Here is a 14,528-nt window from a genome sequence, read left to right as displayed (position 1 = left end):
ACGCGTTGCGTCGCCGACAGGCCCCGATCGGCGCGTCAGCTCAGGGGGAGCTGGCTGGCCAGGGCCGAGCCGTTCGACTCGAACGCGGCCAGCAGGGCCTTGGAGCGGCCCGAGGCGACCGGGACCACGACGGTCACCGGGCGGCCGGCGGTCAGCTCGACCGTCTTGTCACCGAGGGCGTTGGTGCCGTCCCAGGCGTACAGGTACGCCGTGCCGGCCCGGTCGGCCCGCAGGGTGACCAGCACCCCGCCGGCCACCCGGCGCTGGTCGGTCAGCCGCAGTGCCTTCTCGGGCAGCTTGGCAACGGCGGCCGGGGCCACCCCGTCCACCGCCGACTGGGCGATGGTCTGCGGGCTGTGCACGCTGCGCGCGGAGGTGTCCGGGAACACCGGGGTGCTGGGCTGCTGCTGCGCCGGGGTGTAACCGGGCAGGGTGGCCAGGCCGTAGCGGTACGGGTCGGCCCGGACGCCGGTGAAGGTGGACCAGCCCAGCCGGGACTGGGAGCTGAGGTCCTGGGTGTCCGAGTCGTAGACCAGCACGTTGAAGCCCATCCGGGCCGGGTCCACCGCGTCGGGCAGCACCGCGAACGGGATGCTCGCCTCGATGGTGTAGCCGGTGTACGGGCTGGTGACCTTGCTGACCACCGTCATCCCCGGCGCGGTCGTGGCACCCGGGCCCTGCCGGTTGTCGGCGTCGCGCTGCCAGCACGGCGGGTTGCCGTTGGCCGGGTCGTCGGTGATCGGGAAGATGCCGGCCTTGAACACGGTGGAGGTGTCCGCCGAGTTCCCCTTCGGGTCGACGATGATCTCCACGCTGTCGGTGCGGCGCTGCCGCTTGCAGTCCTGCGGCACCACCTTCGTGCCGAGCACGTCGTCGGTGACCTGCACGTACACCTTCAGCGCGTCGGCGGTCCAGGCGATGCGGCCCTTCGCCGAGGCGTCCTGCGGGGTGGTGGCCTGACCCTCCCAGATCCGGGAGAGGTCCAGCTCCGCGCCGGGGTACTCGCCGGGGGAGGCCACGCCGTCGACGGCGTGGTCGTGACCGGCCTGCGGCACCTCGGTGGTCGGCACGATCTCCAGGGCGCCGGTCTCGACGGTGCTGCCGGCGGCGCTGGTGGTGGTGATGGTGATGCCGTAGTCGCCGCCCGTGCCGCCCTCGTTGGCGGTCGGCAGGCTGGCGTCGGCGGTGACGGTGAAGGTGACCGCCCCGGTCGCGTCGGGGGCCAGGTCGGCGTAGCTCTTCGTCGTGGCGTCGGCGGTGAAGCCGGCGGGCAGGCCGAGGGTGACGGTGCCGCTCTGGGCGGCCTTGCCGTGGTTGCGCAGGTCGATCCGGACCGACCGGCTCTGGCCGGAGCCGACGGTGAGCACCGGCTTGATCAGGGTGTCGAGCTGCGGGTACCCGCCCTCGCCGGCCCACTGCCGGAACACCCCGACCTCCTCCAGCGGCTCCAGGGTGCCGCGCACGTCGGCGACGACCCGGACGGCCCGGTCGGTGCGGCCGACGCCCTGGCGGGTGGTCAGGGTCGCGCCGATGAGCTGCTGCTGGTTGGTGTCGCTGTTCGCCGGCACGGTGACCGTGAACTTCCTGGTCCGCTCCTTGCCGGCCGGTACGGCGCTGTTCAGCGTCCCGGCGCCCTTGGCGGTCCAGCCCTGCGGCAGCCGCAGGTCGATCCGCGGCGCGGCCAGTGCCCGGTCCCGGGGCGCTCGCACGTGCGCGGTGACCTCGACGGTCTCGCCGGGGGCGAGGTCGAACCGGTCGGTGGTGAGGTACAGCTCGGTGCCCTTGGGCAGGCCGCCGGCCGCGTTCGGCAGCACGGAGCCGCGCAGGATCGCCTCGGGGGAGGTGTCCGCCGGGTCGTACGGGACGCGGCTGTCGATCAGGGTGTAGAAGTCGCAGCGCATGTTCGCCGGGTCGGTGGGGGCGGCGGCGGTGCCGGCCCAGCCCTGGGTGACGTACTCCCGGCGGGCGTCGACCTCGATCTCGGCCCAGGTCTTGCCGGTGCTGCTCCGGGTGCCCTCCCAGACGCCGAAGACCTGGTCGGTCGGGACGGTGGGAACGAAGCTGGTGGCGCACTGCGGCCCGGCGGCCGAGGTGCCGGTGCCCCCGCTGCGCAGGAACTTCGCCGCGCGGAACGGCTTCAGCTTCTCCTTGCTGATCTGCTCCGGGAACGCGGCCGGGTCGGCGGCGGCCTGGAACGCCTCGGCGGCGAACCGGGCGGCCTGCTGGTGGTTGCCGTGGTTGCCCGGGGTCGGCGACGGGTTCATCGTCATGATGATCTCGGGCCGGGTCTGCCGGATCACCCGGACGATCTGCGCCAGGGTGTCGTCGTGCCCCCAGATCTGCTCGGACAGCGGAGCGGAGGCCGTGTACCAGAAGTCGACCCGGTCGAGGTTGTAGAGGTTCTCCACGCCGGCCTTGCCGATCGCGGTGCGCTCCTCGCGCTCCCGGATGATGCCGAGCGGCGGGCCCTCCTCGAGGCCGACGGCGTTGCCGCCGCCCTCGCCCCGGGTGATGGTGACGACGCCGGCCTTGGCGCGGTGGTTCTCCTTCCACTGGCCGAGGGTGGCGAGGCTGCCCGCCTCGTCGTCGGGGTGGGCGCTGACGAAGAGGACGTCCAGGTCGACGGTGTCGGCGGCGGGGCCGCCGGCGGGGGCGGCCAGAGCGGTGGCGGGCACCCCGGACAGGGCCAGGGCGAGCGCCGTGGGTAGCAGGAACGCCTTGATACGCATGCAGATCCTTCCGGAACCACGAGGTCCGGGCAGCGACCACCGTCGTCGGACGCGGGGCGTCGACGCGGGGGTCGTGAGCGGACGGCGAGTGGGTGGGACGGGCCGGTGGGCGCCGATGGGCGCAGGGGTCACCGGGTACAGCAGTGGCACGGTGGTCCGTACACACTGGAAGGCCTTCGCCCGGTGACGCTAAGGACCGGTGCGGCGGCCAGTCAATGCTTTGCAAGGTCTTTCTTTCTTTGCGAAAGAAAGAAAGTACGCCCGGACTGCCCCCGTCAGTGCCGGCGTGGCCGTATGTGCCCAACCCGACTGCGGTGCCAAAGGGGGACGTTTCCCCTGATGGCGGAGGGGTTCGTCGAAGTCCGAGACGGTTTCGTTACTTGACTCCATAGTTCGTTCGCCGTAGGAAGGAAGTGTGACTGACGTGGTGACGCCACCAACGAGCCCGGTGAGCCGGGAGCGGTCGAAGGAGATCAAGCGGTTATCCGTGATCTCCACCGCCCGCCAGGTCCGGCTGCTCTCCCGCGCCGAGCTGACCGAGCTCACCGGCCTGAGCCCCGCCACGCTCACCCCGCTCGTGCGCGAGCTGATCGCCGAGGGATACCTCATCGAGCGGGGGCCCGGAACGTCCCGTTCCGGCCGCCCCCGGGCGATGCTGGAGTTCAACCCGCGCGCCGAGCTGGTCGCCGCCGTCTCGCTGGAGCCGTCCCGGATCAGCTGCGAGATCGCCGACAGCGACGGCACGGTGGTCGCCCACCGGGCCGTCCGGCTCACCGGCGATATCATCGACACCATCTGCCGCTCGGTGCCCGAGCTGGCCGGCGACGGCCTGCCGGCGCTGCGCGGGGTGGCCATCGCCGCGCCCGGCGTCTCCTCCGGCGGGGCGGTCCGGCTGGCCCCCTCGGTCGGCCTCGTCGAGGGCCGGCCGATAGGGGAGTCGGTGCAGCGGCACCTCGGGGTGCCGGTGGTGGTGGACAACGACGTCAACCTGATGGCGGCCGGCGAGCACGCGGTCGGTGCCGGCAGCGACGTCGCCGACCTGCTGCTGCTGCACGTCGCCGACGGCATCGGCGCCGGCCTGGTGCTCGACGGCCAGGTCCGCCGGGGCGCGGGCGGGGCCGCCGGCGAGGTGGGTTTCCTGCCACTGGACCCGGCCGACCGGGGCCACGACGGGATCGGCCCGTTCGAGGCCCGCTGGTCGGAGAACGCCATCGCCGAGCGGGTGGTGGCCCTGGCCCCCGGGCGCCGGCCGGACGCGCCGGTGGCCGCCCTGGCCGAGCTGGCCCGCGCCGACGAGCGGGCCGCCACGTACCTGGACGAGGTGCTGACCGCCTGGTCCCGGCTGATCGTCTCCTGCGTCTGCGTCATCGACCCCGGCCGGGTGCTGCTCAGCGGGGCCGCCGCCCAGCTCGACGACCCGGCCGTCGACCGGCTCCAGTCGCTGGTCGCCGCCGTCGCGCCGAGCGCCACCGAGGTCCGCCGTGCGGTGCTCGGCGACCGGGCCGTGCTGCACGGCGCGGTCAGCTACGCGCTCTCGGCCGCCACGGCCGGCCTGCCGAACCTGCTACCCAGTCCCTGACCCACGAGTTTCCCCCTATATCCCCTCGGAGGTACCCCATGAGACGTCGTCTTCTCCTCGCCGGTGCGCTCGCCACCGTCCTCGCCGCCGGCACCGCCTGCGGCAGCGGCGGCGGTGACGACGACAAGACCGGCAGCGCGAGCGCCGAGAAGCTCACCATCTACACGGCCCGCGACAAGAAGGTCTCGACCTACGTGGTGGACCAGTTCACCGCGAAGTACCCCGAGTACAAGGGCAAGGTCGAGGTCCTCAACCTGGGCGCGCAGGAGATCCTGGAGCGGGTCCGGGCGGAGAAGGCCAACCCGCAGGCCGACGTCTGGTGGGGCGGCACCCAGCAGGGGCTCTCCGCCGGCGCGTCCGAGGACCTGCTGACCGGCTGGCAGCCGGCGTTCGCCGGCAAGATGGACGCCAAGTACAAGGACGCCCAGGGCCGCTGGTTCGGGGAGATCCTGCTGCCCGAGGTCATCATGTACAACAACAAGGCGCTCACCCCGGAGCAGGCCCCGAAGGACTGGGACGACCTGCTCAAGCCGGAGTGGAAGGACAAGATCATCATTCGGGACGTGGCCGCGTCCGGCACCATGCGGTCGATCTACGCCGCGATGATCACGCGGCAGTCCGCGGACGGCAGCAACCCGCAGCCCGGCTACGACTGGCTGAAGAAGCTCGACGCCAACACCGGCTCGTACGCGGCCAACCCGGCCGACCTGTACCTGAAGCTCTCCCGCCAGCAGGGCGTGCTCAGCGCCTGGAACCTCCAGGACGTGCTGCTCCAGGCCAACCAGTCGAACATGCCGTTCGGCTACGTGATGCCGGCCTCCGGCGCCCCGGTGCTGGTCGACGGCATCGCCGCGGTCAAGGGCGGCAACACCACCGGCGCGCAGAAGTTCATGGAGTTCCTCTTCGACGACAAGCTGCGCGCCGACCTGGCCAAGGACTACTTCCAGATCCCGGCCGTGGACATCGCCGAGAAGCCGGAGTGGCTGGCCCAGCTCAACCTCAAGCCGCTGGACGTCAACTGGGACGTGATCGGCAAGAACGAGACCGAGTGGATCAACCACTGGAACAGCCAGATCAAGAACAAGGGCTGACCGGCGGGCGCCGGGAGCGGACGGGAACCGTCCGCCCCCGGCGCCGCCCGCTCGCGGGGCGCCCGAAGACGGTGTGCGGCGGGGAGCCCTTCCCCGCCGGAGGCGTCGGGTGGCCGTCCTTCGGTCTCCCGCCCACCCGTCACACGACCGACCCCGGTCCGGTACCGCAGTAAGGAGAGGACATCATGATCGATGTCACGCTGGAGTCGGTGAGCAAGCGCTTCGCGCGCGGCGGCGACACCGCAGCCGTGGACGACGTCGACATCACCATCGCCGCCGGGGAGTTCTTCACCCTGCTCGGCCCGAGCGGCTGCGGCAAGACCACCACCCTGCGCATGGTGGCCGGGTTCTACTTCCCGACCTCGGGCCGGATCCGGTTCGGCGCGGAGGACGTCACCCGGCGCCCGCCGAACAAGCGCGACACCGGCATGGTGTTCCAGAACTACGCGCTCTTCCCGCACATGAGCGTCGCGCAGAACGTCGCGTACGGGCTGAAGATCCGCAAGGTCAACCGGGCCGAGTCGAGGCGGCGGGTCGAGGAGGCGCTCGGCCAGGTGCACCTCGGCGGGTACGGCGACCGGCGCATCGACGAGCTGTCCGGCGGCCAGCAGCAGCGGGTGGCGCTGGCCCGCGCCCTGGTCATCCGGCCGAAGACCCTGCTGCTGGACGAGCCGCTGTCCAACCTCGACGCCAAGCTGCGCGAGGAGACCCGGACGGAGATCCGCCGGATCCAGAAGGAGGCCGGCACCACCGGCATCTACGTCACCCACGACCAGGCCGAGGCGATGGCCATGTCGGACCGGATCGCGGTCATGCAGTCCGGCCGGGTGCAGCAGATCGGCGCCCCGCAGGAGATCTACCACCGCCCGGCCACCAGCTTCGTGGCCCGGTTCATCGGCCGCAGCAACGTGCTCACCCTGCCGGTGCTCGCCGGCACGGCGCAGACCGTCACGGTGGGGCTGCCCGGCGGCGGGGAGATCGTCGTCCCCGCGCCGGCCGACCACGGCCTGAGCCAGGGGGAGACCGCCCTGGTGTCCGTCCGTCCCGAGCACATCGGCCTTACCGCCACCACCGAGCCCGGCGCGCTGCCCGGCCGGGTCACCGAGCTGGAGTTCACCGGCATGGCCACCAACCTGGTGGTGGACACCGCGGGCGAGCAGGTGCAGGTGGCCGCCGTGGACGTGCCGGCCGGGATCACCGTCGGCGACCAGGTCGGGCTGCGGCTCAACCGCGAGCGGATGTGGGTGGTGCGCCCGTGACCACCATTCCCGCGACCCCCAGCCCGGCGACCGTCGCGCCGGTGACCAAGGACCCGACGCCGCCGCCGGGACCGCGCCGCCGGCTCGCCGCCCGGTTCGCCGGCGGCACCGGCTCCCGCTGGTTCCCGTACGTGCTGGTCTTCCCGCTCGCCCTGGTCCTGTTCGGGTACGTGGTGCAGCCGATGTTCGCCACCTTCGCCGAGAGCGTCGGCGTGGACGGGGTGGAGAACTACGGCAGCTTCCTCACCAGCGACGGGGTGGCCCGGTCCTCCCTGGTCACCTCACTGGTCATCTCCGCGGCCAGCGTGCTGCTCTGCGGGATCGTCGGCGTGGCGATGGCGTTCCTGCTCAAGCGCTTCTCGTTTCCCGGCCGCAAGCTGATCGAGGCGATCATCCTGGTGCCGGCGGCCCTGCCGCCGCTGATCGGGGCGATCTCGTTCCAGCTCCTCTACAGCGAGACCGGCATCCTGCCGCGCGGCCTCCAGCAGCTCTTCGGCGCGGAGAACCCGGTGTTGCCGTTCAGCGGCATCGCCGGGGTGCTGGTGGTGCACACGTTCACCATGTACCCGTACTTCTACCTGTCCGCCTCGGCCGCGCTCGGCGGGATGGACCCGTCGGTGGAGGAGGCGGCGTACAACCTGGGGGCCGGCCGGGTCCGGGTCTGGCGCACGGTGCTGCTGCCGATGCTCACCCCGGCGCTGGTCTCCGCGTCGCTGCTGGTGTTCATGACCTCGCTGGCGTCGTACACCGCCCCGCTGCTGTTCGGGGTGGACCAGACGATGACCATGCAGATCTACATCAACCGCACCAACGGCGACCTGCCGATGGCCTCCACGTACGCCTCCGTGCTCGGCGTCGTCTCGGTGCTGTTCCTGCTCGGCATGCGCTGGTACGAGGGGCGGCGCAGCTACCGCTCCCAGTCCAAGGGCGTGGCCGCGCACCGGCGTGAGATCACCAACCCGCTCGGCAAGTGGCTCGCCCTGGCCGCGTCGCTGCTGGCCACGGCCGTGCTGCTGGCCCCGGTGGCGACCATCGCCCTGGTGGCGTTCTCCGAGGACGGCTCGTGGACCACCGAGGTGATCCCGGCCCAGTACACCATGCAGAACTTCGTCACGATCTTCTCCGAGCCCCGGGCGTTCCAGCCGATCCTGAACTCGCTCCAGATGAGCCTGATCGCGACCGTCGCCTGCGTCGTGGTCGGCGTGCTCATCGCGTACGCGGTGCGCCGGCTGAACTTCCGCGGCCGGGGGCTGCTGGACGTGGCGGTCATGCTGGCCTGGGCGCTGCCCGGCACGGTGGTGGCGATCAACCTGATCTCGGCGTTCAGCACCGGCAACGCGTTCAGCTTCGGCCAGGTGCTGATCGGCACCTTCTGGATCATGCCGCTGGCCTACTTCGTGCGGTTCCTGCCGCTGGTGTTCCGGTCCAGCTCGGCCACCCTGGCGCAGATCGACCCGTCGCTGGAGGAGGCCGCCCGCAACCTCGGGGCGTCCTGGTGGCGGGCGTTCGGCACGGTCACCCTGCGGCTGATGCTCCCGGGTGTGCTGGCCGGCGCGCTGCTCGCCTTCGTGCACGGGGTCGGCGAGTTCGTCGCCTCGGTGCTCATCTACACCTCGCAGACCGCGCCGATCTCGGTGGAGATCAACAACCGGATGTACTCGTTCGAGGTCGGCACCGCCGCCGCGTACGGCATGCTCCAGGTGGTCCTGATCTTCGTGGTGATGGTGGTCTCCGGCCGGCTGGAGGGCGGCCGGCGGTCGAGCCGGGAGGCGGCGCGGTGGACGGCGTGACGGGCGTGACCCCCGACGGCGACCACGTGGCCGCCTGGCTCGCCCACGGCGGGCTGGTCCCGGTCGCCCGGGTCCCCGGCGGGGAGTTGGCGGCGGTCGCCGGGGCGGCGGACTTCGCGGTGCTGCCGGTCGGCGCGGTCGAGTGGCACGGCCCGCACCTGCCGCTGGGCACCGACCTGATCCTCGCCGAGGGCTTCGCCGCCGAGAGCGCGACCAGTTCCGCCGCGACCGGGCCCGCCCGGCCCGGCGGGGGCGCGGCGGGCCCCGGCGCGGCCTGGCCGGTCGGGGGCGGCCTCGCCCCGACGGCCGGAGTCGACGCGGCCTCGTCCGGCGGCGGGACCCCGGACGAGGCCGCGACCCCGGCGGGCCCGCGCGGGGTGCTCTTCCCCGCCGTGCCGTACGCCGCCTGCCCCGGCCAGACCCGGCCGTGGCCCGGCACCGTGGCGATCCGGCCCGAGATCGCGGTCGGCTACCTGGCCGACGTGATCGAGGGCATCGTCGCGGCCGGCTTCCCCCGGCTGCTCATCGTCAACGGGCACGACGCCAACATGTCCACCGTCCGGGCCGCGATGGAGTGGGTCTCCGGGCGGCGCACCGCCAGCCTGCTGCTGGTCAACTGGTTCCAGCTCGTCACCCCCGCCGAGACCACCGAGCTGTACGGCCCGCTGACCTCGCGCGGGCACGGCGGGGCGTACGAGACCTCCGGGGTGCTCGGCTTCGACCCGGGCGCGGTCCGGCTCGACGCGGTCGACGACCTGCCGCCGAGGCCGAAGCTGCCGGTGACCCACCCGTACGTGCTGGTGGAGTCCCGGCCCGACCCGTGGCAGGGCTGGTCCGGGCACATCTCGCTGGCCGGCGAGCCCGCCGGCCGGCGGGTGCGGGAGCTGGCCGGGACGCGGCTGCGCGAGGTGGTGGCCGCCTGGGTGGCCGCCCCGCCGCCCGCCCCGCCCACCGCCGACCCGCTGCCGTCCGAGGGAGAATCATGATCGTCGACCGGGGACTCGACATCGTCGACTTCCACCTGCACTTCCGCATCGGCACCGACCCGACGATCCAGGCGTGCGAGCACGCCGCCGGGATGCACCCCGGCGGGGAGCACGAGCGGGCCGTCCGGGCCGCCGGTTCCGCCCCGTACGCCCGGCAGTGGCGGCAGGCGTGGGCCTTCCCCGACCCGGAGCCGCCGGCCGAGCGCTGGCAGGACGAGGCGGACCGGTGGGCCGACGAGCTGCGCCGGGTGAACGTCCGCCGGGCGGTCTTCGTCACCGGCGGCGGCAACGACACCGTCGCCGACGTCGTGGACCGGCACCCGGACCTGCTGCTCGGCTTCGCCCACCACGACCCGTACGGCCCCGACGCGGCCGGCGAGCTGGACCGGGCGGTCACCGAACGCGGCCTGCGCGGGCTGAAGCTGTTCGCCCCGCTGCTGCGCGGCCCCCTCGACCACGCCGACCTGGACCCGCTCTGGGCCACCGCCCAGCGGCTCGGCGTGCCGGTGCTGATCCACATCGGGCACTACGGCAGCGCCGGCGGCCTGTCCCACGGCCGGTACGGCGGCCCGGACGAGCTGGCCCGGATGGCCCGCCGCTTCCCCGAGCTGGCCGTGGTGGTGCCGCACTTCGGCGTCCAGCACGTGCAGGACCTCCTCTTCGCCGCCTGGGGCTGCCCGAACGTCCACGTCGACACGTCCGGGTCGAACCAGTGGGTGCGGTGGATGCCGTACAAGCTCACGCTGGAGGAGCTGTTCCGGCGCTGCTACGAGACCATCGGCCCGCACCGGATCGTGTACGGCAGCGACTCGTCGTGGTTCCCGCGCGGGTACGTCACCCGCTACCTCGACGACCAGCTCCGGATCTGCCGGGAACTGGGCCTACCCGACGACCACCTGGGCGCGATCTTCGCCGGGAACGCCGAGCGCCTGCTCGGCCTGCACGAGTAGACCGGCTGACGTCCGGGCGCGGCGAGCAGCGTCGCGCCCGGCCTGGAAGGAAGCAGAGACTCCTGATGAGCACACCCGCGCTGACCACCTACCAGCGGCACCACCTGCGGCCGACATACGACCACCACGTCGGGTACCTCTTCCCGGCCATGGTGCGGGCCAGCCAGGCGCACGTGGTCATGCTGACCGAGCAGGGGCTGATTCCCGCCGAGCGGGGTGCCCGGCTGCTGCGCGGGCTGGCGGAGCTGCGCGCCGACACCGGCCCCGCGCCCGCCTTCGACGGCAGCTTCGAGGACACCTACTACCTGATGGAGAAGCGGCTCGCGGCGGCGTGCGGCCTCCCCACCTCCGAGCTGGACGTGCAGATGGCGCGCAGCCGCAACGACCTCGACGCCGGGGTGTTCCGGATGCTGCTGCGCGACCAACTCCTCGGGGTGCTCGACCGGGTGCTCGCGGCCGGGGCCACCGCCCTGGACTCCGCCGACCGGTACGCCGACGTGGTCATCACCGGCTACACCCACCGCCGCCCGGCCCAGCCGACCACCATCGGCCACGCCCTAGCCGGGTACGCCGAGGCCCTGGCCGGCGAGGCCGTCGCGTACGCCGACCTGATCGACCAGCTCAACACCTCGCCGCTGGGCTCGTGCGCGTTCGCCGGCACCGACCTGGACATCGCCCCGGCCCGGGTGGCCGAGCTGCTCGGCTTCGATGGCCTGGTCACCAACTCGTACGAGGCGGTGGCCGGCGCCGACCACCTGGTCCGGGTCGGCACCCTCAACGCGCAGGCCCTGGCCACCGGGGCCCGGCTGGCCCGCACCCTGATGGACTGGCTGACCTGGCGCTGGGTGACCACCCCCGGCGACTTCACCCAGGGCAGCAGCATCATGCCGCAGAAGCGCAACCCGGTGGTGCTGGAGCACCTGGTCTCGATGGCCGGGGCCACCGCCGCCGACGCCGCCAGCGTGCTCAACAACGTGGGCGCGGCCTGGTGGGAGGACTCCAACAACGCCACCACCGACGTGCAGGTGCGGCTCTGGGACAGCAACGACCGCACCGACCGGTTCTTCGCCCTGCTCGGCGGCTTCCTCGCCGAGATCGAGCCGCTGGAGCCGCCGTCCCGGGAGGAGATCGTCGCCTCCGGTGCCACCACCACCGCCGCCGCGGACGCGCTGACCCGGCACGGGGTGCCGTTCCGGGCCGCCCACTCGGTGGTCGGCCGGCTGGTCCGGGGCGGTGCGCCGGACACCTGGACCCCCGAGGGCGTCCGGGCGGCGGCCGACCAGATCACCGACCGGCTCGACGACGACGCGATCGGCGACCTGATCGCCGCCGCCGTCCGCCCCGAGCTGGTGCTCGACCGGGCCCAGGTCGACGGGCCCGGCGCGTACGCCGTCCGGGCCCAGGTGACCGTGCTGCGCGACACCTTCGACACCGTGGCCGGCCGGCTGGCCGCCGTGCGGGACCGGCTGGCCCGGGCCGACGAGGCGCTGGACGCCGTGGCCGCCGAGCGAGCGGGCCGATGAGCGGGGGCCTTCGCGGGGCACGTCGAAGGGGCGGCCCGGTGTGCGCGGGGAGTGCGCGGCGCGGCCTGGGCCGGTGGCCGGGCGCGGCGCAGGCGGGCCCCGCGGTCGCGGACGGAAGGACCGCACGGTGAGCGTGCGGGTGGCCGGTCGGGCTGCTCAGCCCGCGCCGGCGGCCGGTGACACGCCCGTGCTGCTCGGCATCGACTTCGGCGGCACCAAGATGGCCGTCGGGGTGGCTGACGGCGAGGGCCGGCTGCTGGCCAGCGAGCGCGTGCCGACGCACGCCGAACGGGGTGCCCCGCAGGCCCTGGACCGGGCGCTGGACCTGGCCGCGAAGCTGGTGGGGGAGGTCGGCGGCCCGCTCGCGGCGGCCGGGATCGCCTCGCCCGGGGTGGTCCGGCCCGACGGCATCGACCTGGCCCCGAACGTGCCCGGCTGGGACCGGCTCCGGCTGGCCGACGCGGTCCGCGACCGGTTCGGCGTGCCGGCGGTGGCGGTCGACAACGACCTGAACGCCGCCGCCCTGGCCGAGCTGCGCTTCGGCGCGCTCCGCGACGCCGACCCCGGCCTGGTGGTCGGCCTCGGCACCGGGGTCGCGGCGGCGCTCACCGTGCGTGGGTCGGTGCTGGCCGGGCACCACGGCGCGGCCGGCGAGATCGGGTACGCCGTGGCCGGCGGCCCGTGGCCCGGCACCATGCTGGAGCTGGACTTCTCCGGCCGGGCGCTGGACCGGCTCGCCGACGACCTCGGCGTGCCGGGGGCGGCGGCCGGGCTGGCCGCCGCCGCCGAGCGGCCCGGCCCGGCCCGGGACGCGCTGACCGGCCGGGTCGACGAGCTGGCCCGCCACCTGGTCACCTGCTGCCTGCTGCTCGACCCGCAGCGGGTGGTGCTGGTCGGCGGGGTGGCCGGCAGCGAGCTGATCCGCGGCCTGCTGGTCGAGCGGCTGGCCGCCGTGCTGCCGTACCGGCCGGACGTGGTGCTCTCCGGCTTCGCCGACGACGCCGCGCTGCTCGGCGCGGTCGTCCTGGCCCGGGAGGCGGTTCCGGCCCCCCGCTGACGGGGTGATCTCCGGGTGCGGTTGTCGTCGCCAGGGACGGACAACCGCACCCGGAGCCCGCGACCTGGCCCGGAGCCCGGGCGGGCCCGGCCCGGTCAGCGGCTGGCGCGGAGGGTGCCCGTCGCGAGCTGGTACGCCGGGAACATCGCCTCGAACTCGCCGGTGTCCATTCCGCCGAAGGTCAGCAGCACCGCCCCGCCGCCGGAGGCGGGCGCCACGAGCGCCCGCTGCCGGTTCGGGCCGCCGCTCAGCCTGGTGCGCTGGAGGTAGGTGGCCTCCACCAGGTCCAGCGGGCCGCGCCGCACCCGCCGGTACTCGATCTCGCTGACCCGGCCGTACTCGGCGAGGAACTCCTCCAGCGCGGCGCGCACGTCGCCGGTGGCCTCGTCGACCGCCCAGACCCGCAGGAAGCCCACGCTGCCGGCCGGCTTCGCGTCGACCTCGCAGCGCAGCCGGGAACCGCCCAACGTCATCCCGGACGCGTCGTCCACCGGCTCGGCGATCCAGCGGGCCGGCAGGGAGAACGTGATCGGCAGTTCGCAGGGGGTGCCCCTCGCGCCGACGGTGACGCCCGCTTCGGCCGGGGCGACCTCGTCGTACCACGGCGGGCCGGTCACGAAGGGCGACGGTGCGGGGCCGGCCTCGGCCCGGGCCGAGGCCGGCCGCGGCGAGCCCCCGGCGCAGCCCGCCGCCGTCGCGATGGTGAGCACGGCCAGCACGGCCGCCCCGATACGTCGAAACACCGTTCCACTTCCCCCGTGGTCGTCCGCGCCGCCCGGTCCACCCCGGACGGCCGATGGATGTTAGCCGGTCGGGGGCGGTGCCGGCCGGCGTGCCCAGTGCAGGAACCGCCGGAACATCTCGGCCCCGAGCGGCGGACCGCCCGGCTGCAACGCCCGCAGGTCGGCGTCGGCCTCGAACATCTGCCGGGCCTTCGCCCCCTCGGCCTGGCGGACCTTCGTCACCCGTCTGCGTACCCCCGCCGGGCAGGACACCTGATCCGGTGGTGGCTCGGCCATGCCGCGTGCCGGGTCCTTCCGGACCTGTCCGGCGACGGACCTGACCGGGCGTCGCAGGTGTGCCGCCGCCGCACGCGGGTACCCGACGGGCCATCCCGAGGGAGGCGGCAGTGACGAACGAGGCCCCGGACTACTTCCAGCCGGAACACGGCATGGTGCTCACCCACCTGTTGATCGTGCGGGACGTGGAGCGCTCCCGTGAGTTCTACCGGACGGTGCTCGGCGCGACGGTGGTACGCGAGCGCCAGCCCGCCATCCTGCGGCTGCACAACAGCTACCTCGTGATCAACGACGAGGGCGGCCCGACCGACGACAAGCCGACCGTCCTCGCCCAGGCGCCGACGGACCCGAACCTGCTCAACAGCGCGCTCAACGTCCGGGTGACCGACGTGCACGCCGTCTACGAGCTGTGGTGCTCGCGGGGCGGACAGTTCCTCACCGAGCCGAAGGACCACGGCGTGGAGATCCGGTGCTACCTGCGCGACCCCGACGGCTACCTCATCGAGCTCGGCCAGGCCACCGGAATCCTCGCCGAAAGGTCCTAG

The 14,528-nt window shown here is 73.7% G+C and carries 12 protein-coding genes; 9 read left to right on the top strand and 3 right to left on the bottom strand.

Annotation, left to right across the window (positions count from 1 at the left end):
- Window positions 1-35: 35 nt before the first annotated feature.
- The gene (locus C5N14_RS25220; protein ID WP_117671344.1) at window positions 36-2,729 is read right to left on the bottom strand and encodes a sugar-binding protein; all 2,694 of its coding nucleotides are present in this window, start codon (window positions 2,727-2,729) and stop codon (window positions 36-38) included.
- Between the two features lie 415 nt (window positions 2,730-3,144).
- Between C5N14_RS25220 and C5N14_RS25215 the strand changes: the two genes are divergently transcribed.
- The 8 genes from C5N14_RS25215 to C5N14_RS25180 all read left to right on the top strand — a co-directional run bounded on the left by C5N14_RS25215 (window position 3,145) and on the right by C5N14_RS25180 (window position 12,964).
- Complete coding sequence (locus C5N14_RS25215; RefSeq protein WP_117671342.1) at window positions 3,145-4,308, top strand: ROK family protein; 1,164 nt, start codon at window positions 3,145-3,147, stop codon at window positions 4,306-4,308.
- A 38-nt stretch (window positions 4,309-4,346) separates the two neighbouring features.
- Window positions 4,347-5,399 (top strand): extracellular solute-binding protein, encoded by a 1,053-nt coding sequence (locus C5N14_RS25210; protein WP_117671340.1) that lies wholly within the window; start codon window positions 4,347-4,349, stop codon window positions 5,397-5,399.
- 185 nt (window positions 5,400-5,584) lie between these two features.
- Entirely contained in the window at window positions 5,585-6,658 is a 1,074-nt protein-coding gene (locus tag C5N14_RS25205) for an ABC transporter ATP-binding protein (RefSeq protein ID WP_117671338.1), read from the top strand.
- A complete protein-coding gene (locus C5N14_RS25200) occupies window positions 6,655-8,448 on the top strand; it encodes an iron ABC transporter permease (protein ID WP_243640015.1) in 1,794 nt (597 codons plus the stop codon). Before C5N14_RS25205 ends, C5N14_RS25200 begins: the two co-directional genes overlap by 4 nt.
- The gene (locus tag C5N14_RS25195) at window positions 8,445-9,434 is read left to right on the top strand and encodes a creatininase family protein (RefSeq protein WP_165878218.1); all 990 of its coding nucleotides are present in this window, start codon (window positions 8,445-8,447) and stop codon (window positions 9,432-9,434) included. Before C5N14_RS25200 ends, C5N14_RS25195 begins: the two co-directional genes overlap by 4 nt.
- Window positions 9,431-10,384, top strand: coding sequence for an amidohydrolase family protein (locus C5N14_RS25190; RefSeq protein WP_117671334.1), 954 nt, complete (start codon window positions 9,431-9,433; stop codon window positions 10,382-10,384). The genes C5N14_RS25195 and C5N14_RS25190 overlap by 4 nt, the downstream gene beginning before the upstream one ends.
- 65 nt (window positions 10,385-10,449) lie before the next feature.
- Window positions 10,450-11,907, top strand: a complete 1,458-nt coding sequence (locus C5N14_RS25185; protein WP_117671332.1) for an argininosuccinate lyase — start codon at window positions 10,450-10,452, stop codon at window positions 11,905-11,907.
- Between the two features lie 127 nt (window positions 11,908-12,034).
- On the top strand, window positions 12,035-12,964 hold the full coding sequence (locus C5N14_RS25180; RefSeq protein WP_243640014.1) for an ROK family protein: 930 nt from the start codon (window positions 12,035-12,037) through the stop codon (window positions 12,962-12,964).
- Between the two features lie 95 nt (window positions 12,965-13,059).
- Here C5N14_RS25180 and C5N14_RS25175 read toward each other — a convergent pair whose 3' ends face one another.
- Both C5N14_RS25175 and C5N14_RS31835 read right to left on the bottom strand, forming a co-directional pair.
- Complete coding sequence (locus C5N14_RS25175; RefSeq protein WP_128763657.1) at window positions 13,060-13,707, bottom strand: lipoprotein; 648 nt, start codon at window positions 13,705-13,707, stop codon at window positions 13,060-13,062.
- 60 nt (window positions 13,708-13,767) lie between these two features.
- On the bottom strand, window positions 13,768-13,983 hold the full coding sequence (locus C5N14_RS31835; protein ID WP_128763656.1) for a hypothetical protein: 216 nt from the start codon (window positions 13,981-13,983) through the stop codon (window positions 13,768-13,770).
- Between the two features lie 110 nt (window positions 13,984-14,093).
- Between C5N14_RS31835 and C5N14_RS25170 the strand changes: the two genes are divergently transcribed.
- Window positions 14,094-14,528 (top strand): VOC family protein, encoded by a 435-nt coding sequence (locus tag C5N14_RS25170; protein ID WP_207892865.1) that lies wholly within the window; start codon window positions 14,094-14,096, stop codon window positions 14,526-14,528.

It is taken from the genome of Micromonospora sp. MW-13 (assembly GCF_003434305.1).
GTDB lineage: Bacteria > Actinomycetota > Actinomycetes > Mycobacteriales > Micromonosporaceae > Micromonospora.
This window is presented reverse-complemented; position numbering and strand designations above follow the sequence as displayed.